Annotated in this window: 25 protein-coding genes; 12 read left to right on the forward strand and 13 right to left on the reverse strand. The window is 61.2% G+C overall.

The annotated features are described in order from the left end of the window. Positions 1 to 7 precede the first annotated feature (7 nt). A complete protein-coding gene (locus FIU92_RS14905; RefSeq protein ID WP_152459360.1) occupies positions 8 to 2,341 on the forward strand; it encodes an aldehyde dehydrogenase family protein in 2,334 nt (777 codons plus the stop codon). Positions 2,342 to 2,365: 24 nt separating this feature from the next. Then, the gene (locus FIU92_RS14910) at positions 2,366 to 3,175 is read left to right on the forward strand and encodes an SDR family oxidoreductase (protein WP_152459361.1); all 810 of its coding nucleotides are present in this window, start codon (positions 2,366 to 2,368) and stop codon (positions 3,173 to 3,175) included. A gap of 23 nt (positions 3,176 to 3,198) precedes the next feature. On the opposite strand, the gene FIU92_RS14915 is transcribed toward FIU92_RS14910, so the two are convergent. The 7 genes from FIU92_RS14915 to FIU92_RS14945 form a co-directional block, all read right to left on the reverse strand. Then, positions 3,199 to 4,509, reverse strand: coding sequence for a pitrilysin family protein (locus FIU92_RS14915; protein ID WP_152459362.1), 1,311 nt, complete (start codon positions 4,507 to 4,509; stop codon positions 3,199 to 3,201). Continuing rightward, positions 4,506 to 5,846: a pitrilysin family protein gene (locus FIU92_RS14920; protein WP_152459363.1), complete on the reverse strand. Its 1,341-nt coding sequence runs from the start codon at positions 5,844 to 5,846 to the stop codon at positions 4,506 to 4,508. The genes FIU92_RS14915 and FIU92_RS14920 overlap by 4 nt, the downstream gene beginning before the upstream one ends. A gap of 81 nt (positions 5,847 to 5,927) precedes the next feature. After that, complete coding sequence (locus FIU92_RS14925; protein WP_152459364.1) at positions 5,928 to 6,443, reverse strand: DUF3035 domain-containing protein; 516 nt, start codon at positions 6,441 to 6,443, stop codon at positions 5,928 to 5,930. A gap of 50 nt (positions 6,444 to 6,493) precedes the next feature. Next, the gene (gene lspA / locus FIU92_RS14930; protein WP_152459365.1) at positions 6,494 to 6,970 is read right to left on the reverse strand and encodes a signal peptidase II; all 477 of its coding nucleotides are present in this window, start codon (positions 6,968 to 6,970) and stop codon (positions 6,494 to 6,496) included. Further along, a complete protein-coding gene (gene purH / locus FIU92_RS14935; protein WP_152459366.1) occupies positions 6,970 to 8,559 on the reverse strand; it encodes a bifunctional phosphoribosylaminoimidazolecarboxamide formyltransferase/IMP cyclohydrolase in 1,590 nt (529 codons plus the stop codon). The genes lspA and purH overlap by 1 nt, the downstream gene beginning before the upstream one ends. Before the next feature lie 22 nt (positions 8,560 to 8,581). Then, complete coding sequence (locus tag FIU92_RS14940) at positions 8,582 to 10,321, reverse strand: heparinase II/III family protein (RefSeq protein ID WP_152459367.1); 1,740 nt, start codon at positions 10,319 to 10,321, stop codon at positions 8,582 to 8,584. 90 nt (positions 10,322 to 10,411) lie between these two features. After that, positions 10,412 to 11,671 carry an RsmB/NOP family class I SAM-dependent RNA methyltransferase gene (locus tag FIU92_RS14945; RefSeq protein WP_152459368.1) on the reverse strand — a complete coding sequence of 420 codons (1,260 nt, stop codon included), beginning with the start codon at positions 11,669 to 11,671 and terminating at the stop codon, positions 10,412 to 10,414. An 88-nt stretch (positions 11,672 to 11,759) separates the two neighbouring features. Between FIU92_RS14945 and FIU92_RS14950 the strand changes: the two genes are divergently transcribed. Further along, entirely contained in the window at positions 11,760 to 11,942 is a 183-nt protein-coding gene (locus FIU92_RS14950; protein ID WP_152459369.1) for a DUF1674 domain-containing protein, read from the forward strand. A gap of 4 nt (positions 11,943 to 11,946) precedes the next feature. Here the strand turns inward: FIU92_RS14950 and FIU92_RS14955 are convergent, their stop codons facing one another. Next, positions 11,947 to 12,801, reverse strand: coding sequence for a LysR family transcriptional regulator (locus FIU92_RS14955; protein WP_152459370.1), 855 nt, complete (start codon positions 12,799 to 12,801; stop codon positions 11,947 to 11,949). Positions 12,802 to 12,900: 99 nt separating this feature from the next. Between FIU92_RS14955 and FIU92_RS14960 the strand changes: the two genes are divergently transcribed. Genes FIU92_RS14960 through FIU92_RS14970 form a run of 3 tightly spaced genes read left to right on the forward strand, consistent with a single transcriptional unit; the run spans position 12,901 to position 15,289 of the window. Beyond that, the gene (locus FIU92_RS14960; RefSeq protein WP_152459371.1) at positions 12,901 to 14,037 is read left to right on the forward strand and encodes a TauD/TfdA family dioxygenase; all 1,137 of its coding nucleotides are present in this window, start codon (positions 12,901 to 12,903) and stop codon (positions 14,035 to 14,037) included. After that, positions 14,034 to 14,624, forward strand: a complete 591-nt coding sequence (locus tag FIU92_RS14965) for an HD domain-containing protein (RefSeq protein WP_152459372.1) — start codon at positions 14,034 to 14,036, stop codon at positions 14,622 to 14,624. The genes FIU92_RS14960 and FIU92_RS14965 overlap by 4 nt, the downstream gene beginning before the upstream one ends. Next, entirely contained in the window at positions 14,621 to 15,289 is a 669-nt protein-coding gene (locus FIU92_RS14970; protein ID WP_152459373.1) for an ureidoglycolate lyase, read from the forward strand. Before FIU92_RS14965 ends, FIU92_RS14970 begins: the two co-directional genes overlap by 4 nt. Here the strand turns inward: FIU92_RS14970 and FIU92_RS14975 are convergent. Together FIU92_RS14975 and dapB are read right to left on the reverse strand one after the other, a co-directional pair. Then, positions 15,276 to 15,959: a DUF2306 domain-containing protein gene (locus tag FIU92_RS14975; RefSeq protein WP_152459374.1), complete on the reverse strand. Its 684-nt coding sequence runs from the start codon at positions 15,957 to 15,959 to the stop codon at positions 15,276 to 15,278. The genes FIU92_RS14970 and FIU92_RS14975 overlap by 14 nt on opposite strands. A gap of 39 nt (positions 15,960 to 15,998) precedes the next feature. Then, complete coding sequence (dapB, locus tag FIU92_RS14980) at positions 15,999 to 16,808, reverse strand: 4-hydroxy-tetrahydrodipicolinate reductase (protein WP_152459375.1); 810 nt, start codon at positions 16,806 to 16,808, stop codon at positions 15,999 to 16,001. 91 nt (positions 16,809 to 16,899) lie between these two features. On the opposite strand from dapB, the gene rbfA reads away from it, so the two are divergent. The 6 genes from rbfA to rpsO all read left to right on the forward strand — a co-directional run bounded on the left by rbfA (position 16,900) and on the right by rpsO (position 21,041). Next, the gene (gene rbfA, locus FIU92_RS14985) at positions 16,900 to 17,295 is read left to right on the forward strand and encodes a 30S ribosome-binding factor RbfA (protein WP_152459376.1); all 396 of its coding nucleotides are present in this window, start codon (positions 16,900 to 16,902) and stop codon (positions 17,293 to 17,295) included. Next, positions 17,292 to 18,029: a phosphodiester glycosidase family protein gene (locus tag FIU92_RS14990; RefSeq protein WP_152459377.1), complete on the forward strand. Its 738-nt coding sequence runs from the start codon at positions 17,292 to 17,294 to the stop codon at positions 18,027 to 18,029. The genes rbfA and FIU92_RS14990 overlap by 4 nt, the downstream gene beginning before the upstream one ends. A gap of 60 nt (positions 18,030 to 18,089) precedes the next feature. Beyond that, complete coding sequence (truB, locus tag FIU92_RS14995; RefSeq protein ID WP_152459378.1) at positions 18,090 to 18,995, forward strand: tRNA pseudouridine(55) synthase TruB; 906 nt, start codon at positions 18,090 to 18,092, stop codon at positions 18,993 to 18,995. Positions 18,996 to 19,016: 21 nt separating this feature from the next. Next, on the forward strand, positions 19,017 to 19,520 hold the full coding sequence (locus tag FIU92_RS15000; RefSeq protein WP_152459379.1) for a DUF1643 domain-containing protein: 504 nt from the start codon (positions 19,017 to 19,019) through the stop codon (positions 19,518 to 19,520). A 94-nt stretch (positions 19,521 to 19,614) separates the two neighbouring features. Next, positions 19,615 to 20,628 (forward strand): calcium-binding protein, encoded by a 1,014-nt coding sequence (locus FIU92_RS15005; protein WP_152459380.1) that lies wholly within the window; start codon positions 19,615 to 19,617, stop codon positions 20,626 to 20,628. 143 nt (positions 20,629 to 20,771) lie between these two features. Further along, on the forward strand, positions 20,772 to 21,041 hold the full coding sequence (gene rpsO / locus FIU92_RS15010) for a 30S ribosomal protein S15 (protein ID WP_152459381.1): 270 nt from the start codon (positions 20,772 to 20,774) through the stop codon (positions 21,039 to 21,041). A 163-nt stretch (positions 21,042 to 21,204) separates the two neighbouring features. Here rpsO and FIU92_RS15015 read toward each other — a convergent pair whose 3' ends face one another. The 3 genes from FIU92_RS15015 to FIU92_RS15025 all read right to left on the reverse strand — a co-directional run bounded on the left by FIU92_RS15015 (position 21,205) and on the right by FIU92_RS15025 (position 23,901). Then, positions 21,205 to 21,957, reverse strand: a complete 753-nt coding sequence (locus FIU92_RS15015; RefSeq protein ID WP_152459382.1) for a class I SAM-dependent methyltransferase — start codon at positions 21,955 to 21,957, stop codon at positions 21,205 to 21,207. Positions 21,958 to 22,024: 67 nt separating this feature from the next. Further along, complete coding sequence (locus tag FIU92_RS15020; protein WP_152459383.1) at positions 22,025 to 22,336, reverse strand: hypothetical protein; 312 nt, start codon at positions 22,334 to 22,336, stop codon at positions 22,025 to 22,027. Further along, the gene (locus tag FIU92_RS15025) at positions 22,300 to 23,901 is read right to left on the reverse strand and encodes a BCCT family transporter (RefSeq protein WP_152459384.1); all 1,602 of its coding nucleotides are present in this window, start codon (positions 23,899 to 23,901) and stop codon (positions 22,300 to 22,302) included. The genes FIU92_RS15020 and FIU92_RS15025 overlap by 37 nt, the downstream gene beginning before the upstream one ends. Positions 23,902 to 24,249: the final 348 nt, after the last annotated feature.

Genomic DNA, 24,249 nt, shown 5'->3' on the forward strand with positions numbered 1-24,249 from the left:
AGGAACAATGACAGTCAAAGAGATTTTCGAGACCATGGAATACGGACCCGCCCCGGAAAGCGCCGCCGAGGCCTTGGCATGGCTGGTCGATCAGGGCGACAAGTTCGGCCATTTCATCGACGGCGCCTTCACCAAGCCGGGCAAGGGGTTTGAAAGCCGCAACCCGGCCACGGGCGAGGTTCTGGCCAAGCTGACCCAGGCCACACGGGCCGATGTGGACGCCGCCGTTGCCGCCGCCCGCAAGGCCCAGCCCAAATGGGAAAAGCTGGGCGGCCCCGCCCGCGCCCGATACCTCTATGCCATCGCGCGGCTGATCCAGAAGCATGCCCGCCTGTTCGCGGTGCTGGAAACGCTGGACAACGGCAAGCCGATCCGGGAATCGCGCGATATCGACATTCCGCTGGTGCAGCGACATTTCTACTATCACGCGGGCATGGCCCAGCTGATGGAAAGCGAGCTGCCCGACGCACAGGCGCTGGGGGTCTGCGGTCAGATCATCCCGTGGAACTTCCCGCTGCTGATGCTGGCGTGGAAGGTGGCCCCGGCGCTGGCCATGGGCAACACGGTGGTTCTGAAGCCCGCCGAATACACCTCGCTGACGGCGCTGCTGTTTGCCGATATCTGCATGCAGGCCGGCCTGCCCAAGGGCGTGGTCAACATCGTCACCGGCGACGGTGCAGTGGGTGAGATGATCGTGGCCTCGGACGTGGACAAGATCGCCTTTACCGGCTCGACCGTAGTGGGCCGCCGCATCCGCGAGGCCACCGCCGGGTCTGGCAAGGCCCTGACGCTCGAGCTGGGCGGCAAGTCGCCCTATATCGTCTTTGACGACGCCGACATCGATTCAGCCATCGAAGGTCTGGTCGATGCGATCTGGTTCAACCAGGGCCAGGTCTGCTGCGCGGGCTCGCGCCTGTTGGTGCAGGAAGGCATCGCCGAACGGTTCTATGCCAAGCTGCGCGCCCGCATGGACACGCTGCGCATCGGCAACCCGCTGGACAAATGCATCGACGTAGGTGCCGTGGTGGATCCGGTTCAGTTGCAGACGATCACTTCCATGGTCGACAGCAATACGGTGGGTCATGTGCATCAGGCTGCCTGCGAATTGCCCGCAAATGGCTGCTACTACCCCCCGACGCTGATCACCGGGCTCGAAACCTCGGACCCGTTGATGCAAGAGGAGATATTCGGCCCGGTTCTGGTCTCGTCGACCTTCCGCACCCCGGCCGAGGCGATCGAGCTGGCCAACAACACCCGTTATGGGTTGGCGGCCACGGTCTGGACCGAAAACGTCAACCTTGCGCTGGACATCGCACCCAAGCTGGTCGCGGGCGTGGTCTGGGTCAATGCCACCAACCTGTTCGACGCGGCCGCGGGCTTTGGCGGCGTGCGTGAAAGCGGCTTTGGCCGTGAAGGCGGCTGGGAAGGGCTGAGCGCCTATACAAAACCCAAGGGCAAGGCCAAGCCGCTGGCGAAAATCGAACCTGTCGCGGGCGAAGGCGCTCCGGTCGATCCGATCGACCGCACCGCCAAACTGTATGTCGGTGGCAAGCAGGCGCGGCCCGATGGCGGCTATTCCCGCGCGGTCTGGGGCAAGGCGGGGCTGCTGGGCCATGTGGGTCTGGCCAACCGCAAGGATGTGCGCAACGCGGTCGAGGCTGCGGCGGGGGCCAAGGGCTGGTCCAAGACCACCGGCCATCTGCGGGCGCAGATCCTGTATTACATCGGCGAGAACCTCTCGGCCCGTTCCGACGAGTTCGCGCATCGCATCGACGCGATGACCGGCCGCAAGGACGGCGCGAAAGAGGTCGACGCCGCAATCCAGCGCCTGTTCACCGCCGCCGCCTGGGCCGACAAGTATGACGGCCAGGTGCATGGCGTTCCGATCCGGGGCGTGGCGATTGCGATGAAGGAACCGGTGGGCGTGATCGGCGCACTCTGTGCGGACGAGGCACCGTTGCTGGGTCTGATCTCGGCCATGGCGCCGGCGATCGCGATGGGCAACCGGGTGGTCCTGGTGGCGTCCGAGCCCTATCCGCTGGCGGCCACCGATTTCTATCAGGTGCTGGACACCTCGGACGTGCCCGCAGGCGTGGTCAACATCCTGACCGGCAGCCACGAGGAACTGGCCAAACCGCTGGCCTCGCACCTGAACGTGGACGCGGTGTGGTCGTTCTCATCGACGGACCTGTCGGCGCAGATCGAGGTCGTCTCGGCCGGGAACCTGAAACGGACCTGGGTGAATAACGCGACGGCATTCGATTGGGGCATGGACCATTCCCGCCGCTTCCTTCAGGCTTCGACCGAAGTGAAAAACATCTGGGTGCCCTACGGCGAGTAGGGCTCCCCTTCAAGGGAGGCCTACATGGATTTTTCGGGAAAAACCGTCATCGTCATCGGTGGCACCAGTGGCATCAACCGGGGCATCGCCGAGGCCTTCGCGGCCTCGGGCGCCAAACTGGCCGCGGCCAGCCGCTCGCAGGACAAGGTGGATGACACCGTCGCCGCGCTGAAGGCGGCAGGCGCGGCCGAGGCGGTCGGCGCGGCCTTTGACGTGCGCGACGCCGATGCGGTCGCCGAGGGGCTGAAACAGTTCCAAGCGGCGCTCGGCGATTTCGACGTGCTGGTTTCGGGGGCGGCGGGCAACTTCCCGGCGCTGATGGCGGAGATGTCGGCCAACGCCTTCCGCACCGTTGTCGAAATCGACCTGATGGGCACCGTGCATGTTCTGAAAGGCGCCTATCCCTATCTTAAACGGCCCGGTGGCAACATCATCAACATCTCGGCGCCGCAATCCTATCTGCCCTACGAGGGCCAGGCCCATGTCTGCGCGGCCAAGGCGGGCGTCGATCAGATCACCCGTACCCTGTCGATGGAGTGGGGCGTGGAAGGCATCCGGGTGAACTCGGTGGTGCCAGGCTTCATCGAGGGCACCGAAGGCGCGAAACGACTGGCCCCCACCCCCGACGCGGGCGAGCAGCTGCGCCGGGACGTGCCGCTGGGCCGCTGGGGCACCCCGCAGGACGTGGCCAATGCCTGCCTGTTTCTGGCCTCGGACATGGCCAGCTATATCAGCGGTACGGTTCTGGCGGTGGACGGGGCGTTGTATCAGCGCGGCTCGGGCCAGTTCGGCCAGATGATGGGAGACATGCTGCGCAGCATGAAAAAGGGGTAAGCCGCAGCTTACCCCAAAAAGGTTCAGTTCGTTGTTTCCAGGCCCACCGGCTTGCCAACGACGACAAAGTGCAGACCGTCCGGGTCAAGCAGTTCGGCAGCAACGCGGTTCACATCTTCCAATGTTACCGCATTCACCTTGTCATTGCGGGTGGCGATATAGTCGATCGGCAGGCCTTCCATCTGCATTCCGACCATGATCGAGGCAATCTGACCATTGCCATCGAACCGCAGCGGATAGGCGCCGGTCAGATAGGTCTTGGCGTCGTCAAGTTCCTCTTGCGTCACACCCTCGGTGGCCGCGCGCGCCCATTCATCGCGAATTACGTCGATGGCTTCGGCGATACGGTCATTGGCCGAGGACACGGACCCAAGATAGACCGAAGCCAGATCCTTGGGCACCAGATAGGTCCCGACCCCATAGGTCAGGCCGCGCTTTTCGCGCACCTCCTGCATCAGCCGGCTTTCAAACCCGCCGCCGCCAAGAATATGGTTCAGAACGAAGGCCGCAAAGAAATCCGGGTCATCCCGATCTATCCCGGCCTGACCGAACAAGGCCACGGACTGAGGTGTGTCGAATTCGACAACGCTGACGCCACCGGGAATGTTCACCTCGGCCTTGCCCGGGATGGGCTTGCCGGTGTCCGGCAAGTCGCCAAGCAGGGTATCAAGCAGGGTACCCAGTTCCTCTGCCGTGATATCGCCGACGGCCCCCACGTACAGACGATCCTTGGCGAACACGCCTTCGTAAGCCGCGACCACGTCATCGCGGGTCAGGGCCGAGACGCTTTCGATGGTGCCTTTCCCCTCGGATCCATAGGGGTGATCGCCGTAGGCCATCTGCGCAAAGGTGAGGCCTGCGATTTCGTTCGGGTCAGTCTGGTCCGAGCGCAGGCCCGACAGAACCTGCGCGCGCACTCGGTCAACCGCATCCTGATCAAAACGCGGTTCGTGGATCGTCGTGCGCAGCAAATCGACCACTTCATCCCGGTTTTCGGACAGAAAACGCGCGGAAATCGAAACTGAATCGTCGCCGGCATTGTATCGGAACGAAGCCGCCAGAGCTTCCAGCTCGCGGGCATAGGTCCGCGCATCCATGTCGCCCGCGCCTTCTTCGATCAGCCCGCTCATCAGGTTGACCGCGCCGCGTTTGTCAGGGTCGTCCAGCGACGTGCCACCACGGAACCGCAACTCCAGCGCGGTGAATGGGATGGAATGGTCCTCGACCAGCCAGGCTTTGATGCCACCGCGCGAGGTCACTTCTTCGATCTCGATCTCGGCCAAAGCCGGCAGGGCGACCAGGCAGGCAATCAGCGTTGCAACAAACCGTTTCATTGCGTCACCTCGTCATCGCGCATCAGCCAACCGGTGACCGACGCCTCGGGTTGCAGAACTTCGCGGGCCGCGGCGATGATCTCATCCCCGGTCACGGCCTGAAGGATCTCGGGCCAGGCCTGAACATCTTCGACCGTCAGGCCGCTGGTCAGGGCCCGGCCATAGCGGTTGCCGATGCCGTCCACGTTGTCGCGCGCATAGGTCTGGGCGGCGCGCAGCTGCATCTTGATGCGCTCAAGATCGTCTTCGTTCACACCTTCGGCGATGAAGTCGGCCACGGCCTGGTCCATGGCGTCTTCGGCCTCTTGCAGGGAAACACCCTCGGCCGGAACGACGATCAGATCAAAGGTCGTGTCATCCAGCGAAACACCGCGATAGAACGCACCGGCATAGACAGCCTTTCGCTGATCAAACTGCAACTTTTCGTTCAGGTAAGACGTCGTGCTGCCGCCCAACAATTCGGCCAGCAGAAACAGAGCCGCCGCTTTTTCCTGTTCGCCCGGATCGCGTTCCGGGGCCAGATAGCTGCGCTGAACGTAAGGCTGGGCCACGCGCGGGTCCTTGAAGGTCAGGCGACGTTCGGCCGTTTGCGGCGGCTCTTGGGACCGAACCCGCTCGGGCAGGTCCGGGTTGGCGGGAATCACACCGTAATACTGATCGGCAAGCGCGCGGACTTCAGCGGGATCGACATCACCTGTGACCACCAGAATGGCGTTGTTGGGCGCATAATGGGTCTGGTAGAACGACAGCGCGTCCTCCATGTCCAGATCCTCCATCTCGTGCATCCAGCCGATGATCGGCACGCCGTAGCGGTGGTTCAGATACTGGGCCGCACTCATCTGTTCGCCGAACAGGGCACGCGGATTGTTTTCGGTGCGCTGGTTGCGTTCCTCGAGAATAACGTTCCGTTCGGTCAGAATGTCCTCTTCGCTCAGCCGAAGGTTCCGCATCCGGTCGGATTCCATCCGCATCATCAGCTCTAGCCTGTCGGCGGCGACACGCTGAAAATAGGCGGTGTAGTCATACGAGGTGAAGGCGTTGTCGTTACCTCCATTTGCAGCGACGGTGGCAGAGAACTCTCCCGGGGCCAGCGTGTCGGTGCCTTTGAACAGCAGGTGTTCCAGGAAATGCGCCACGCCGGATGATCCGATCGGCTCATCAGCGGATCCGGCCCGGTACCAAACCATATGCTGCACGACCGGGGCACGGTGGTCTTCGACCACGACGACATCCATGCCGTTGTCCAATGTGAATGTGGTGACCGCTTCTTTCCCGTCCTCGGCAAATACCGGGGCGGCCGCGATCAGGGCAGCCGACAAGGCCAGGGCCCGAACCATAGGGCATCCTCCGTTTCGTTTCTGGTATTCAAACTACGGTGACGCGGCCCGGGTTCAAGCCCGATGACGGAAAGTTAAGAATTATTCACCCGGCGGCGAAGAAGGAGTTTCGATGCCGGCCCGACGGGCGGCTTCCGTTTCCGCGAACGGATCGATCGATTGTTTTTCGTAGACCTGACCATAGCGGTCGACCGGGAACAGACGCAGACCGGTCCAGCGCCCCCGGCGCTTGCGGAACGCGGCGTCATCAGCCTCGACCACCTGCCGCGCATCGGGGGAAACACCATAGCGGCTGGAGGCCGTGACAAGCGCTGCATCCGAGGATGGCACAGCCGCGTTCGGGTTCAGCGCAGCAGCATTTCCGCCCAGCGCAGCCACCGCATCGGCATTTGGGTTCGGATCCGTCAGATTCGCGCCACCCGGCGTGGGTGCAGGCAAGAAGGCATAGTCTTGAGGTTGGGTCAGCGGCTTGACCGGCAGCACCGAAAACTCATCCGGCCCCGGGCCCGGAGCCTCCAGATCCCGCAGGCCGGGATTCGAACACGCCGCAACCGCAGCGGCAACAGTCAAAACAAATAGGGCGCGCGGCATCCGCATTGGTGTCTCCAGCCTGTTTCAGGCGCTTTTATCGCATATCATTCCGCGCGTCACGAGGCCTTTTTGCCGTCAAACAGCACCAGCCCGATAGCTCCTGCAAATATGAAGACATCTGCGAGGTTGAAAACAAACGGATTGTTGATGCCGCAACAGGACATGTTCAGGAAATCCAGAACAAAGCCGTAAAGAACCCGATCCACCACATTCGCCAGCGCACCGCCGATCAGCAGGCCGCCACAAAACAGCATCAGACCCGAATGGGCTGCACGGCCGAGCCAGACAAGCACGCCGACACAGATCGCCACGGAAATACCGATCAGAATCCAGCGCGCAGCCTCTGAATTTCCCTGGAATAGGCCGAAATTGATTCCCCGGTTCTCGCCGTATTTGAACACCAGCAGCGGCGGCACAACATCAATGCCGCCGGGCTGATCGGCCACGCGCATGACATGAACGACCAGATATTTGCTGATCTGGTCGATCGCAAAGGCGGCCAGCGCCGCCCAGAAAAGCAGGCGTGACCGCATCAGTGACGGAAATGGCGCATGCCGGTAAAGACCATGGCCAGGCCGGCCTCATCCGCAGCGGCGATGACTTCGTCATCCCGCATGGACCCACCCGGTTGGATCACACAGGTTGCGCCTGCCTCGGCCGCTTCCATCAGGCCGTCAGGGAAGGGGAAAAACGCGTCCGACGCAACGGCCGAACCGATGGTCAGCGGTTGGGCCAAGCCCAGCGCGTCAGCCATGCGTTCGGCTTTCTTGGCGGCGATCAGGGCCGAGTCCACACGGCTCATCTGGCCCGCGCCGACGCCCACCGTAGCGCCGTCTTTGACATAGACGATTGCGTTGGACTTGACGTGCTTTGCCACTTTCCAGGCAAACAAAAGGTCACGCATCTGTTCGTCGGTCGGGGCCTTCTTGGTCACGACTTTCAGATCATCCAAACCGACAAAGCCGTTGTCCTTGTCCTGCACCAGCAACCCGCCGGCCACCTGACGCACGGTTTTCCCGCCGGCGGTCACATCCGGCAGAGCTTCGGTTGTCAGCAGGCGCAGGTTTTTCTTGGCGGCAAAGATTGCCTTGGCCTCATCCGATGCGCCCGGAGCGATCACGACCTCGGTGAAAATCCCGGTGATCTCCTGCGCGGTTTCGGCGTCCAGGGGCTGATTCAACGCCACGATCCCGCCAAAGGCCGAGGTGCGGTCGCAGTCGAAGGCAGCCTTGTAGGCCTCAAGCAGGGTTGCTCCCTTGGCCACACCGCAGGGGTTGGCGTGCTTGATGATGGCACAGGCGGCGCCCTCGGTGGGGTCAAACTCGGCCACCAGTTCAAAGGCCGCATCCGTGTCATTGATGTTGTTGTAGCTCAGTTCCTTGCCCTGATGCTGGATCGCGGTCGCCACACCGGGCCGATTGGTGCCGTCGGTGTAGAACGCAGCCTGCTGATGGCTGTTCTCGCCATAGCGCAAGGTCTGTTTCAATTCACCGGCAAAGGCGCGGCGCCTCGGGGCTTCAAGCTCCAGCGCATCGGCCAGCCAGTTGGACACGGCCGTGTCATAGGCAGCCGTACGGGCATAGGCTTTCTGCGCCAGCTTGCGGCGGAATTTCGGACAGGTCGCGCCGTCGTGCTGATCCATATCGCCCAGCAGTTTTTCGTAGTCTTCAACGTCCACGACCACGTTTACGAACGCATGGTTCTTGGCCGCCGCGCGGATCATCGCCGGACCGCCGATGTCGATATTCTCGACGCACTCATCGTAACCTGCGCCTTTGGCCACGGTTGCTTCAAACGGATAGAGGTTCACAACCAACAGATCGATTGCAGTGATGCCGTGTTCGTTCATGGCTACGACATGGGTGTCGTTGTCGCGCAGGGCCAGCAGCCCGCCATGCACCATCGGGTGCAGGGTCTTGACCCGACCATCCATCATCTCGGGGAAGCCGGTGATCTCGCTGACATCCTTCACCGCAAGCCCTGCATCGCGCAGCGCCTTGGCCGTGCCGCCGGTCGACAGCAGTTCGACCCCGCGTTCGGCCAGCGCCTTGCCCAGCTCGATCAGCCCGGTTTTGTCGGATACGGAAAGCAACGCGCGGCGCACGGGGTGAAGATCGGTCATGGGTCCAAAGGTCCTTTTGGCGTCAGTCTAACTCGGGCTCGTCCCGATGCGTATCGCGCACGGCATAGGCTGTGTCCTGTGCCTTGCTCAGAGTCCACCGGGTGCGCGTCGCATACTCCATTGCGCGCCCGGATAGAACGATCTGTTTTGTCGCGCGTGGCTTTAAACGCCCTTTTTCAAGGTAAACGCTTGGCTCGACGGACAATTTTCCAACGCCATCATGGCGGAAAACCCAGATTTCACCGCTTTTGAGCGCCATCGACACCGCCGCACCGCCCAAATCCAGCGCCGCATCGACATCCGGATGCAGGTGAAACCGGATGTCATAGCCAATGCCTTTGAGGCCCGAAGCGTCCATCGCCTTGTCAAATTGACGTTTTGCCTTGTCGGTCGCCGTCAGCAGAATATCCTCGACCGTCAGTTCGCGCCCGTCAAATCGCAATTCAAAGGTCCGCGCATGGGTCAGTCCAAAGACCTTTGCGTATCCATCGTGCCCCGCCATAAAGCGGATGCCCTCGAACGCATCCTCGAAATCAACGGGCACCTCCTGTGGCGCGTCCACCAGCGCCTGCGCTTCACGCCCCGGCACCGGGTTGGCCAGCCGGGCGCTTGAGAACCCATCCAGACAAAGCGTCGAGTGCGACGGCGTCGCCCGTCCTGCACGCCGCCATTCCAGCCCGAAACTGGCCCCCGACCCGCAATTCACGATCAGCGGCCGCCGCCCCGAGGTCAGCTCGAACGCCAGAGTAGAGGCATGCGCATTGTACGAGGCCGCCCCCGACGGCGGTATGCTGGCATCCACGATCACCGTGGTGCGTGCAGCCGACAGACGGGCATAGCCCATCGGCAATTCGGTGGCCGCCTTGTGTTTGACGCCGCTTTGCGCAAGGGCCTGTTCCAGTCGCCCCTCGACACCGCGCCCGCCACCATGGAACCGCGCCAAGGCCCCATCCGCATGGCGCAGGCTGCGCAGGGTCGGCGCGATCCGTTTGATCGCATTGGCCTGGGCGGCAGGCGTCCCGCGACCAAGATCATTCAACGCCGCCGAAGTCCAGCTGAGCAGCGTGAACACCTCGAGCAGTTCTTCCGGGTTGCGGGTCGGAATTCCGCCCTGCGCATCCACCTGACGGTCGCATTCCCCGGCCAGAGCGCGCAGGGCCGGGTCGGCCATCCGCTCCAGCCCCTCCAGCGCCAGCCCGGCCTGCACCAGTCCGGCCAGTGCCTCGAACCGGGGCAGTCCCGGGGTCGCGGCATGCCAGCGCTTGGACAGGAACCATGTTTGCTGGGCCAACGAGCGGAAAAACAGTTTGCTTTGTTTTTCATCCGCCCCCCGCAGCAGAAAAAGCGCGTGGTTGATCCAGCGCATCACCCGACGTCCGGTCAGATCAGGCGCCCAGCCGGGCCCTTGCCCGCGGCCATGAGATTCGATCCATCCCCAGACCCAGCGCTGCGCCTTTTCCCGCGCACGCATGTCTCCGACCGCAGCCAGATCATCCAGCCAGGCAAAACCGTGACGTTCTTCGTCAAATCCGGCACTGGGGGCGGTGACGTCCCAAAGCCCGGTATCTTCGGCCTCGACCAGGTAGCCTGCGAACAACAGGTTTCCGGCAACCAGTTGCCGGCCGCGTGCGAACGAACCCACCGAGCGCGGATCCGGTTGCGCAACAAACCCTGTGACCGCCTTTTGCCGCTGGCTCAGCCGCGCATAGAAACGGTTCTGAAACCGCATCCACCGACTGGCCATGGTGTCTGATTTCGACATGACGCGTGTTACTCTGCCCCTTGCGCTCTGCTGGCGCTTGAGACCCAACGATAGACCGCGCCGATCGTCAAGTCATCGAAAAGCGTGCGTTCAGACGGATTTGGTCAGACACGCGACATAGAACCCGTCCATACCACCCCGATCCGGCCAATAATCCGGACGCAATCGCAAGCCGCCTTCCTCGGTGATCCAATCCGTTTCGACACCGGGTACGTTCAGCGCGTCGCGATCCACGCTCATGTCCGCATACATGTCCAACGCCTCTTCCACCTGAACTTCCCCCTCGTCCGGCAGCAGGGAACAGGTGCAATAGACCAGACGCCCACCGGGTTTGAGCAAGCCCCACGCATGGGCCAACATGCGCGACTGGAGCTCGATCAGGCCGCCGAATTCCGAACCGTCCTTGGCAAACGGCAAGTCAGGATGCCTGCGAATCGTACCCGTGGCCGAGCACGGCGCGTCCAGCAGGATCGCGTCGTACCGGTCCTCGTGTTCCAGCGCATCGCCCACGATGACCTTCGCCCTGAGGCCGGTCCTTGCAAGGTTCTCGCGCACCCGTTCCATCCGTGAGTCCGATACGTCAAGTGCCGTGACATCAGCCCCTGCGGCCGCAAGCTGCATCGTTTTCCCACCCGGCGCCGCACACAGATCCAGCACTTTCTGGCCCGCCTTCGGGGCCAGAACGCGAACCGGCAATGCGGCTGCCGCATCCTGCACCCACCAGTCTCCGGCCTTGTACCCCGGCAGGGTCGAGACCTGACCCGCATCGTGCAACCGCACCGATCCGGTCGGAAGTATCTCGCCTGAAGGGCCTTCCGCCCCGGGTTTCAAGGTAAGGTCCAATGGCGCACCCGCGAAATGTGCCTGCTCGATTCCGGTTACGGCATCCGCGCCCCACGCTGCGATCAGCGGTTCACGCAACCAGTCCGGCAAACGCGGAACGCGCATCTTCGGCCACGCCTCCGGGCCTTCTGCCGCAACCTTGCGCAGAACGGCATTCACCAACCCCTTGAGGCGACCATGCTTGCGCGAACGGCTGACGATCTCGACCATGGAATTGACGACGCCATGGGCGGCTTCGCCGTTGCAAAGCTCGACCGCACCCAGTCTCAGCGCGTTGTGGACCGTCAGAGCGGGTGTTCGGTTCAGGTGGTTGGCCAGCAGGCGGTCGGCCCGTTCCAGCCCACGCAGTGTTTCCAACGCCAGTCGCTGGGCACGCGCGCGATCCTCGGGTTCCAAGCGATCCACTGCGCCCGCCGCCAGACACTCGGCCAGCAGGCGACCTTCGCCCAGAACCTGATCCAGAAGATAGATTGCGCTGCGCCGTGCTGCTGTCGCGCTGTTAGACATTGTACCGCCTTCATGTGACCTGCGTCCGCATTGCCAATGGCGGACGCGGGCGTATATCAAGACTGCGCACGGAAAGGAACCCGATGTCATGAGTGACGACCGCAAAGACTTGCCCCCCGCCGCCCAGCGCGCCCTGGCCGAAGCGGAAGAACGCCGCCGCAAAGCCAAGGCCGAGGCCCGGGAATTGCCGAAAGAGCTGGGTGGCCGGGACGGACCGGACCCGGCCCGTTACGGTGACTGGGAAAAGAAGGGTATCGCCATCGATTTCTGAACGGTCAACCACGCAGCGCCTTGAGGAAATCCTCGATCAGGGCACGCTGTTTTCTGGACTTCGCCCGGTCTTCAGGCCAGGTCAGCCAGTACCCGTCCTTGGTGTGTAATTCGGGTAAATCCAGCCGCCGCAACCGCCCCTCTTGCAGGTCGGCAAGGGCCAAGGGAACGGATCCCAAAACCACACCCATGCCGCGCCGCGCAGCCGAAATCGCATGTTCCATCGAATCAAAGCTGATTTTTGATTGCGGCAGGTCCTGCTGGCCGTTTTTCTGGCTCCACTCTCTCCAGCCGGGTCGTTCTCCGCGCAGATCGATCAATGGAGCGCCCCAGTCGACACCCGGCGGCGCCATGGGGGCAAGGATCTCAGGCGCGATCAGGGCGGCATCACGCCCGGCCCAGATGCCTCGACCATATCGGATTTGCAGCCAGGTTCGTTCTTCGTCCAAAGACGACCGGCGCGCGACCGAGTCGGTCATCACCCGAACCCCTGGCTGCATCTCGTGAAACCGGGTCAGCGCCGGCAAAACCAGTGCGTGGATGTTCGACGACAAGCCGGCCACGCGCAGCTCGCGCGGGGATTTTCCAAACAGGTCCTCGGTATTGCGCTCCAGCGCGCGAAGGCTGTCCTGCACCAAAGGCAGATAGCTTTCACCTTCGACCGTCAGTGACACGCCCCGCGCCTCGCGCACGAACAAGGATCGGCCCAGCCAGGCTTCGAGGTTGCCGATCCGCTGGCTGACAGCGGCCTGCGTCAGCCCGAACTCCCTGGCTGCTGCCGAGAACCCACCAAGACGCCCGGCGGCCTCGAACACGCGCAGCCAGTCCAGTGGCGGTAGCCCGATCTTTTTCCTAGCCATTAGATTTTCCAAGCCTCAGCCGAAATAAGGATTAATTGTCGTAATGCCATGAACAGCGTATCTGCTCAACCAAAGCTCGCGCCGAACAGGAGACCCCAAATGCTGCGCACCGCCACCCATGACACTTCGGTCGTCACCGTCGCGTTCGACACAGGAACGCAAGCCCGCTTTCACGCCGTCTGGTTGCGCGACAACGCGCTGGACCCGGAAACCCGCGCCCCGGGCAACGGCCAGCGGCTGATCACCATCGGCGATATCCCTGCTGACATTTCGGTCAGTTCAGCCGAGGTTGTCGCGGGCGGCCTTCAGGTCACGTTCCAGCCCGAAGACAAAACCGTTACTTTCCCGGCCGAATGGCTGGCCGAACACAACTATGATTGCGAACGGGACGACACGCTGGGCCGCACCGGCCCCGGCATCATCACCTGGGAAGGCGGGATCGCCGCCCCCTCTGGCGACTGGAACGAGGTTCATGCCAGCCCTGCGGCCAAACGCAACTGGTTGGCGTCTGTAGCAAGTTACGGCTTTGCCAAGCTGACGGGCGGGCCAACCGAACCGGAATCGCTTTTGAAAGTGGCCGACCTGTTCGGCTATGTCCGCGAAACCAACTATGGCCCTTATTTCGAGGTTCGGACGGAAGTGAACCCGACCAACCTCGCCTATACCGGGCTTGGCTTGCAGGCCCACACCGACAACCCCTATCGCGACCCTGTGCCGACGCTGCAAATCCTCTATTGTCTGGAAAACAGCGCCGAAGGGGGCGACTCGATCGTGGTCGATGGCTTTCGCGCTGCCGAAAAGCTGCGTGCGCAGAACCCCGAAGGTTTTGCGCTGCTGGCAGGCTACCCGGCGCGGTTTGAATACAAGGGGTCTGACGGTGTCTGCCTGCGGTCTCGCCGTCCGATGATCGAATTGTCGCCGGATGGCGAATTGGTCGGCATTCGCTTCAACAACCGTTCCTCAGCGCCTTTCGTGGACGTGCCTTTCGACAGGATGGAAGCCTATTACGCGGCTTACCGCCAACTGGGCGAGATCATCGACGACCCGGCCATGGGCGTGTCGTTCAAACTGGAGCCGGGCGAAAGCTTCATCGTCGACAACACCCGTGTCCTGCACGCGCGGCTGGGCTATTCCGGTGCCGGTTCGCGCTGGTTGCAGGGATGCTATGCCGACAAGGACGGGTTGCTGTCCACACTGGCGGCGATGGAGATGACGCAGCCGGAGGCAGCGGAATGAAGCCCGATTTCTCGACCCTGAACCGGGACAATATCGTCGCCTTCATCGGAGATATCTTCGAACGCCGCGGCGGTGAGGAATATCTTGGAGAACCCGTCACCATGGCCCAACACATGCTGCAAGGCGCCACCATCGCCGAACAGAACGGCCAGCCTGAAGAGATCATCGTCGGCGCCTTGTTGCATGATATCGGCCATTTCACATCCGAGTTCGGGACCTACCACCCCGATGATACCGAAGATCGCCACCACGAAGATGCGGGTGCTGAGGTGTTGGAACAGTTCTTCCCTTCGGTCATCACCGATTGCTGCCGCTATCACGTGGCCGCCAAACGGTATCTCTGCGCCACCAAGCCCGAATATATCAACCGCCTCTCTGCCGCCTCGGTCCATACCTTGAAACTGCAAGGCGGCCCGATGAGCGCCGAAGAAGTCGCCGCCTTCGAATCCAATCCTAACCTGAAAGAGATCATTCAGGTCCGGTATCTGGATGAGGCCGGCAAACGGGCGGATATGGAGACGCCGGATTTCGCCCATTTCGCACCGATGGTGCAGCGCATGGTCGACAAACACCTGGGGGCATCATGACCGCACCCGAGTACATCTTCGAGGCCAGTTCCAAGCCATCCCTGCCGTGGCACGAGGTTCCCCTGATCCGGGCGACGGACAGCACGGTCAGGGGGTACGGCTGTTTGGTCGACGACCCCGAGACCTTTGAAATCGAGATCGTACGCTGGCCGCAGCAGGGCTGGCGACCGATTGACGACGGCACGGGTGACGAAGGCGGCTGGGTTGAAGGCACGTTCAAATGCGATTGGCAGGGTGACGTGCTTTACGGTGAGAACGAGGCGGTCAAAGGCCATTACGTGCTGGGTTGGTCCGCCGACCCTCAGCAGGCGCAAACCGACCGACAAACGGCCCCGCGGAATCAGGTGTTGCTGTGGCATATGAACTATCACCCCGATGGCGGTCAGATGTTCTGGCCGCTGGACAACAAGCCCTTCATCGTGCCTACTGCCCTGCCCGGCGACGACCTGACCCCTGAGAAAGTGGTGGCATTCTGGTGCGACGGGTCAAAGGGGCTCTATATCCATCCCGGCATCTGGCACGAGGGGATTTTCCCGGTCGAGGACAACCAGCGTTTTCTGGATCGTCAGGGCCGGGTCCACGCGCGGGTCAGCGCCGATATCGGCAAAGAGTTCGGCGTTTATCTGGCCTGCCCGCTGCGGGCGGACAAAGTCAGGGATTTGTGACCAACGCCCCCTGATGCCTCGGGCGCCGGTGTGCAATCCAGATCTGCAAGGCCAGCAGATAAGGCACAAAGAACGCGAAATTCTGCACCAGATCAAAAGGGCCCGAGAAATCGGGCTCTGACCCCACCCCTCCGGTCAGCAGATACCAAAGCGTATAGTGGACGCGGTAAAGCCACGACCCCAACGCCAGCCAGAACAGCCGCAATCCCCATGCCCAATGGCCTGCGCGATCCCCTTCCAAAGCCCTGCGCGCCACCATCAGCGCAGCCGTGAAAAGACACAGCCCGTACAGAAAAAAGGCGGCAGACATCACCGGCCCACCGATGGTTCCGCGCAGGGGAATATAGATCATGCCCGCCAGCCCGGTGATCCAAGCCAGCGCCACCAGACAGGCTCCCATCATACGGTGAAATCGATTGTACTTGAGCCGCAGCCCCTTCAACAGTTGAAGCGGGACGAGTGCGACCAGAAAAGTTCCTGCCAGAATGTGTACCAACATCGCGGCATTGCCGACATTCTCACCATCAGCGAACAAATAGCTGCGCCGGGCGGCGTCCTGCGACAGGCCTTTGCCGATCAATCCAACGCCATGCGCAACGAATGGCAACAGTGTCAGGTAAAACACCGCAAGCAAAATGCCGGTTGCCAGTCCAGAGCGCCGAATCCTCATGAATCAAAGCTTAGCGTCGGCGACCGCTTCGTCTATGGCTCACAGACCCAGCACATCCACCATGTCATATTGGCCGGGTGCCTTCCCCTGCCCCCACAGTGCCGCCTTCAGCGCGCCACGGGCAAAAATCGCGCGGTCGCTGGCCAGATGGCGCAGGACGATGCGCTCGCCGGGCGCGGCGAACAGGACGTCATGTTCACCAACGATGTCGCCACCGCGAATGGCGTGGAAGCCAATGTCACCACGCTTGCGCGCACCGGTGATGCCATCCCGCCCCCGATCGGCCACATCCGACAGTTTGACGCCACGCCCCTCGGCAGCGGCCTCGCCCAACATCAGCGCGGTGCCGGATGGTGCGTCCACCTTGTGATGGTGATGCCCTTCGATGATTTCGATATCAAAATCCTCATCCAGCGCAGCCGCGACTTTCTTGGTCAGTTGCACCAGCAGGTTGACGCCAAGGCTCATGTTCCCTGCCCGCACGATGACCGCATGGCGCGAGGCCGGTTCCAGCGCGGCGATCTGCTCATCCGTCATGCCGGTCGTGCCGATCACATGCACGCAACGCGCCTGCGCGGCCAATGCGGCAAAGTCCAGCGTCGCCTCGGGCGCGGTAAAGTCGATCACCGCCTGTGCCTGCGCAAAAGCTTCCAACGGGTCATCGGTAACTTTGACGCCCAGCGCCTGGCTACCCATGGCTTCGCCCACATCCTGACCGACCCAGTCATGCCCCGTGCGCTCGACCACGCCGACCAGACGCGCCTGATCACTGTCGGTTACGGTCTTGATCAGCATCTGCCCCATGCGGCCCGAAGCCCCTGTGATGACGATCCCCGGAATATGGGTCATGGCGGTATTCCCTTGCTGCAAACTGCTCAAAGCCTCCTACCCCGTTCGCGCCCGCTTGGCAAAGCCCCGGTTTGCGCTTAGATCGGGGATTATGGCAAAGAACAAATTCCACGATGGCCCCGGCCCGTCCCAACGACAGCTGCGCGTCGGCGAACTGATCCGCCGCACCCTGTCCGAGGTTCTGGCGCGCGGAGATGTCCACGACCCCGACCTGAACCGCATGTCGATCACCGTAGGTGAGGTGCGCACCTCGCCCGATCTGAAAATCGCCACCGCCTATGTGCTGCCCTTGGGCGGCAAAGGGCAGGAGGACGTGATCGATCTGCTCGCCCGCAACAAGAGTGAACTGCGGCGCATGGTCGGCAAAAAGGTCGGCCTGAAATTCTCGCCCGATCTTCGGTTCCGTCTTGATGACACGTTTGACCGTCTGGACGACACCCGCCGCATGTTCGAACAGGACGCGGTACGCCGCGATCTGGACGAGTGATCCGGGCATTCGTCACATTGGGCGCGGTTGTCTGGGCCGCGCAAGCCTCTGCGGTCACTTGCGAAAAGCTGACCCATGACGACAAGCGCTATACCGTCTGCGAAGTCGATGCGGCAAACGAAGACCTGCGCCTGTTTCTCAACGACGAAAACGGGGATCTGCTGGGGCATTTCTCGTCGGTGAACGAGGCGCTGGCCCCCGGCGGCAAGCGTCTGGCCTTTGCCATGAACGCGGGCATGTACCATGACGACCGGTCGCCCGTCGGCCATTATGTCGAGAACGGCAAAGAGGTCATGCGGGTGATCTCCAACCCCGGCCCCGGCAATTTCGGCCTGCTGCCCAACGGCGTGTTCTGCATCCGCGAGGGCCGCGCTGACGTGTTCGAGACGCTGGATTTCATCGACCGGGCCCCCGACTGCCGGTTCGCCAGCCAATCCGGCCCGATGCTGGTGATCGATGGTGAACTGCACCCCCGGTTCCTGCCCGATTCGACCTCGCTCTATGTGCGCAACGGGGTGGGCACCAGCGCCGATGGCACCCGTGCGGTGTTTGCGATTTCCGAAGATTACGTCACTTTCCACGAATTCGGCCGTCTGTTCCGGGACGTGCTGGAAACTCCGAATGCGCTGTTCTTAGATGGCAATATCTCTCGCATGTATGACCGCGCGAGCAATCGGTCCGATGTCGGGTTTTCGCTGGGGCCGATCGTGGGTGTGGTCGAAGACGCACCTTGAAATTGACAGGGCGATGGCGATCCGCTAGGTCGCGCGCCTCAGCAAGGTTGAAGGTGCTACATGGGACGCAAACGCAAGGGTCGCGACATTTCCGGCTGGCTGGTGGTGGACAAACCCGCGGGCATGACGTCGACCGCTGTGGTCAACAAGGTGCGCTGGGCGATGGATGCCAAAAAGGCGGGCCATGCGGGCACGCTTGACCCCGAAGCGACCGGCGTTCTGGCCGTGGCTCTGGGTGAGGCGACCAAAACCGTTCCCTACATCACGGATGCTTTGAAAGCCTACACCTTCACTGTCCGTCTGGGCCAGGCCACCAACACTGACGATGCCGAGGGCGAAGTGATTGCCGAAAGCGATGCCCGCCCGTCAGACGAAGACATCAAGCGGGCGTTGACCCCGTTTCTGGGCGACATCATGCAGGTTCCGCCCAAGTTTTCCGCCGTGAAAATCGACGGCCAGCGCGCCTATAAACTGGCCCGCGACGGCGAAGACGTGGAACTGACAGCCCGGCCTCTTTGGGTCGAGGAACTGATCCTTGTCGACCGCCCCGACCCGGATCACGTGGTGTTGGAGATGACCTGCGGCAAGGGCGGTTATGTCCGCTCGATCGCCCGCGATCTGGGTGAAGCGCTGGGATGCCACGGCCACGTCCGGGAACTGCGCCGGATCTGGTCCGGACCGTTCGAGGCCGAAGACGGGTTGAGCATCGAACAGATCGACGAAATGGCAAAGACCACGGCGCTGGACGACTATCTGCACCCGCTGGAAGCCGGCCTGTCCGACCTGCCAGAGCTCAAATGCACCCCCGAAGGCGCAACCCGCCTGCGCAACGGCAACCCGGGCATGGTGTTGGCCGCGGATGTTGAATACGGCGACGAGGCATGGGCCTCGCTGGATGGCAAGGCCGTGGCCGTGGGGGTTTACAAATCGGGCGAATTGCATCCCAGCCGGGTGTTCGCCGCCTGAACCGCGTGTTAGGCGAAAGGCATGATCACCCGAACGCACACCAAGGGCGATGCGCCCTCGACCGCCATCTACTCCGACTGCGAGAAATACCGTTATAGCCTGACCCGCGTGTGGGACCCGGCAGGGCGCAAGGCGCTGTTTGTCATGTTGAACCCGTCAACCGCGACCGAAGTGCAGAACGACCCGACGGTTGAACGCTGCGAACGTCGTGCCCGGGCGCTGGGGTTCGGCGCGTTTCAGGTGACCAACATCTTTGCCTGGCGCGACACCGATCCGCGCAAGATGCGTGCCGCTGCCGATCCGGTAGGCCCGGAAAATGACGCCGCCATTCTTGAAGGTGTTCGGTGGGCCGATCAGGTCATCGCCGCCTGGGGCACCCATGGTGCGCATCTGGACCGGGGCCCGGCGGTGGAGACCCTGTTGCGCAACACCGGCCAGCCGCTGTTCCATCTGGGCTTGACCAAAGACGGCCACCCCAAGCACCCGCTTTATGTCGCCTACAGCCAACAGCCCGAGCAATGGTGATAAAGTATTAACCATTTCAATAACTTGACTTTGACCCGATCGCCAATTGCATGGGATGTTCACCCTCGGAGCATTCTGCGATCGGAGAGGTGTCATGTTTCTGGCCGGATTGATCGGACTCGCCGCCATCGGCGGTGCCGCATACGCGATGAGCGACATGCTGATCGAAGACGAGGACGTTTCAGAGGACGGGCCCAACGAGGACCCGGAAACGGAACCCGACACCGGAGAGTTTCTTGATATTGGCGAAAACGTCGAAGACCCGGTAAACCCCGACATCGAAACCCCATCCACTGGCACCGTAATCTCTGAATTCGAAGGAGATCTCGTGATTGCCGGCAGCGATGGCCCGGACCAGGTCACCGGTCAGGACGGTGTTGACCAGATCAACGGGTTTGGCGGCGACGATACCATCGACGGCGGCAAGGGCGATGACGTTCTGCACGGGGGCGAAGGTACGGACACGATTTCGGGCGGTCAGGGTGATGATGTTCTGCACGGAGAGGCGGATGACGACTTTCTGTTCGGCAATGAGGGGGACGACGCCCTGTTCGGCCATTTCGGGGACGACACCCTGGATGGCGGCGAAGGCGAAGACGAACTTTATGGCGGTCAGGGCGACGATACTCTGACGGGCGGGGCCGATGATGACGCGTTGCAGGGCGGGTTCGGAGACGATGCCCTGAACGGTGGCGCAGGTGAAGATACGGTCTTTGGCGGCGACGGCGATGACTTTGTCTTTGGCCTCGAAGAAGGCGCAGCCGAAAAAGACTTCCTGAATGGGGGCGCCGGTGACGACACCATTGTGGCAGGCGGCGGGGATGTGGTTAACGGTGGGCAGGGCGCCGATGACATCGTGCTGAGCCCGGGTGACGAAGACGTGACCGTCATGGGATTCCAACCCGGTGAGGACAAGTTGCTTGTCACCTGGGAGGATGAGGCTGACCCGGAGATCGAGGTGGAACCCGACGCTGAAAACGCCAACCTAACCCGGGTCATGATCAACGGTCAGGAAGTGGCGCAGGTATACGGGGCCCAAGGCATGACGGTGGCCGACATACAATTGATCACCGAAGCGCAACTGGCCCAGTACGGGCAGATGGTCTGAGCCCGCAAATTCCCTTTGCCATTTGGTGAAAATGCGCTTATACGCGCCCATCCGCATCGGAATCGGTGCGGTTTTCTCCATGGGCCTGTGCTGGACGACATCCCGGCCTGCGCCATCAACTCTAACCTTTGAAGGAGACCCCGATGTCGATCACTGCTGAAGAAAAAGCACGCGTCATGAAAGAATTCGCAACCAAAGAGGGCGACACCGGTTCGCCTGAAGTACAGGTTGCCATCCTGACCTCGCGCATCACCACTTTGACCGAGCACTTCAAGACCCACAAGAAAGACAACCACGGTCGTCGCGGTCTGCTGAAGATGGTTGCCCAGCGCCGCAAGCTGCTGGACTACCTGAAAGGCAAAGAAGAAGCACGTTACCAGGACCTGATCAAAAAGCTGGGCATCCGCCGCTAAGCGCTTTTTTGCAAATGACCTGAAACCGGGTTTTCCGGTTCAACGCCCGCCAACCGGCGGGCGTTTTCCGTTGGATCCGCCACAAGCGATACATCCCCCTTATCTTGCCAGAGCAGCTGAGCATTCCGTGGCCGTCAGGGAATGTCCGTTGCGGCACTTGGTTTTAGGCTTTCTGCGTGTTTTCCCAGCGCGTGGCATAGTCACTTTGCGACACACTTGCACTTGTCTTGGTGCCGGCAACAGGTTTTCGAACCACATAATCCAGAAGAACAGGCAATCCCGGACCAAAAGTTCCCAGCGGCCGCGGACGTTTCTTTGTCTTGTTGGGATCCGTCATCTTCACCACGTCACGGGCGGCATATGGCCTCAATGGCTGCCACACGCATTTCAGAGCCTCATAGTTCATGGCGTTGACCCAAAAGCCGTACACGATCTCTGGGCAAATCTGATAGAAGCCGTGATTGATCCAGTTGTTCGATGGCGAATGTGCGATAAACACACCCCCGGGCTTCAGCATCTTGTCGATGTTTCTGTAGGCCGTCGGCAAGTCGAACACGTGCTCGCATGTTCCACCGTCATAGACAACGTCAAACCGACCAACCAGATTTTCAGGCAAGTCCCCCGCGAGATCCTGAACGATGCTCGCACCTTCGAAATCCGAAAAATCCAGCGAATCCACTTCCGAGAACCCAAGTTTCCGAAAGAACGTTTCCGAATATCCATCATCCGGGTTGCAAAGGTCAGCTTCGGCCACTCCAGGCAGGTATTTCTGCAAGGTTTCCCTGAACAATGCGGCGGACGCAGACCGGCGCGCACCAATCCAATCCTGCCGCCCAAGCATCAGAAAGCTACCTGACAGGTCATTGGATTTGACATCTTCGATCAGTCGCGCAGCCAGGACATCAACAATTGACACTCATTCCTCCGAAGGGTGGTCCAAAGCGGTTTTCTTCGCGTGAACGTCCTATTCTGAGGATTCAATGTCAACGCAATAGCAATATTCCGGAACATGCGGCAAAGCGGGCAAGTTTCCCGGTCAACGCAAAGTTGGCGGCTTCCCTGCTTTGCTGACATCCTGCGCCCGGGTGTTCGGCATCCGGCATCAAACGCAGCGCCCGGCCCTTGCGGTTTTCTTCGCGCTGGCGGGTGTATGACTCCGGTCCAGACACCGCGCAGATCAATTCACCATACGCAGGCTCCACAAAACCGAAGACGCCCACCAATCGGCGGGCGTCTCGTTGATGGAAAATCTTCGGCTCTACATTTTCGCCTTTTCTGATTTCAAGGCCAGCCACAGGCAGTAGCACATTATCAGAACCACAAGCGTAAAGGGGATGCCGGTTGAAACCGCCGCGCCCTGCAATGCGGAAAGACCGCCTCCCAACAGCAATGCGATGGCAACCAGGCCTTCCAAAGTGCACCAGAACACGCGCTGAACCACGGGTGCGTCCATCTTGCCGCCTGCGGTGATCGTGTCGATCACCAAAGATCCGGAATCAGACGAAGTGACGAAGAAGATCACGATCAGGACTAAGGCGATCGGGGCTACGATGCCGTACAGCGGCAGCTCCTTCAGGAAACCGAACAGCGCTCCCTCGGGGGCGTAGCTGTCGATCACGGTCGCGCGCACACCTTCTGCTCCGCCTGCGTTCAACATGTCGATGGCTGCGCCACCGAAGGTCGACATCCACAGGGCACAGACGGCTGTTGGCGCCAGCAGCGCACAGATTACGAACTCGCGCACCGTACGGCCCTTTGAAATGCGGGCAATGAACATGCCAACAAACGGTGACCATGCAATCCACCACGCCCAGTAGAAGGTCGTCCAACCGTGGAAATAGCTAGTGTCTTCTCGTCCGAACGGATTCGACAGCGCGGGCAGGTGCAGCACGTAATCAGTCATCACGTTGAAATACCGCGCGATGGCGGTGCCAATGCCCGTTACAGCGATGACGAAAAGGAACAGCCCCACGGCCATGATCATATTGATCTCACTCAGCCGTTTGACGCCCGCATCCATGCCCAGCAAAACCGAGCCCAGCGCGATCAACGTAATGCCAATGATTAGCAGAACCACGACGGTGGGGCTGGGTTCGATGCCAAAAACCTCGTAAAGGCCAGCGGCAACCTGCTGAGCACCCAGACCGAGCGATGTGGTCAATCCGAACAACGTGGCAAAAACCGCCAACGTGTCGATGATATGGCCCCACCAGCCCCAGACCCGTTCACCCAGAATTGGATAGAAGGCCGAACGCAAAGTCAGGGGCAGGTTCAGATTGTAGCTGAAAATCGCCAGGCTCAGGCCGACTGCGGCGTAAACCGCCCAGCCTTCCAGCCCCCAATGGTGAATGGTTCCAACAACGCCGATATACTCATTGCCCGGAACAGCGATATCGATACCCAGTGGGCGCGCATTACCGTCTTCGGCAAAGTTGTAGTAGACCGGCTCCATCACACCGAAAAACAAAAGACCGATACCAATACCGGCGGCGAACATCATCGCAATCCATCCGGCGTAGGAATAATCAGGCTTGGCGTCCTTGCCGCCGATCCGCACACTGCCGACGGGCAGGATGATCAGAACGAGGCAAAACAGGGTGATTGCATCTACCGAAAGGACCAGAAACCAATCGAACGTGCTGGTCAGCCAAGGCCGGAGCCAGCCGAAAAACGTAGCTGCGGCCTCTTGGTTGGCCAATGCGATCAGAACGAACGCAAAGATCATGATACTCGAGATCAGAAAGACCGGGTTGTGAATGTCCAAGCCAAACGGCCGGACGTTATCCTGCCCCAGTTCATATTCCGTTTCGAAGTCGTAAATCCGGGGGTCCGGATCCAGCATCTTCTTTGTTTGTGCCATTCGATTGCCCTTCTGTTCGCTGTCTGCAAACGCCAAGGTATTCGGTCGGCGGACGGGAATGAGTTAGTTAACCCCCTTGGCGCGTTTCCGTCATTTCGACCGCAGGCTTAGTGATAAGAGCTTATACTGCCTTCATATTTTTACAAAATGCATTCGATTGCGGATATGTTAGCGCTACATGCTGTTCCGGGTTCCCGTAACCCCGGACCTGAAGAACCAACAGCGACTTGATAAATTGATCGTTGTTCGGGCTTGAATCTTTTGCGCCCGGTGGCAGCACAAGCCAGTCCCGGCATGAAACGGCCATCCGATGCAGTTTCGCTTTCCTTCCAACGCATTCTCATGTAT

Source organism: Ruegeria sp. THAF33, from assembly GCF_009363615.1.
Classification (GTDB): domain Bacteria; phylum Pseudomonadota; class Alphaproteobacteria; order Rhodobacterales; family Rhodobacteraceae; genus Ruegeria.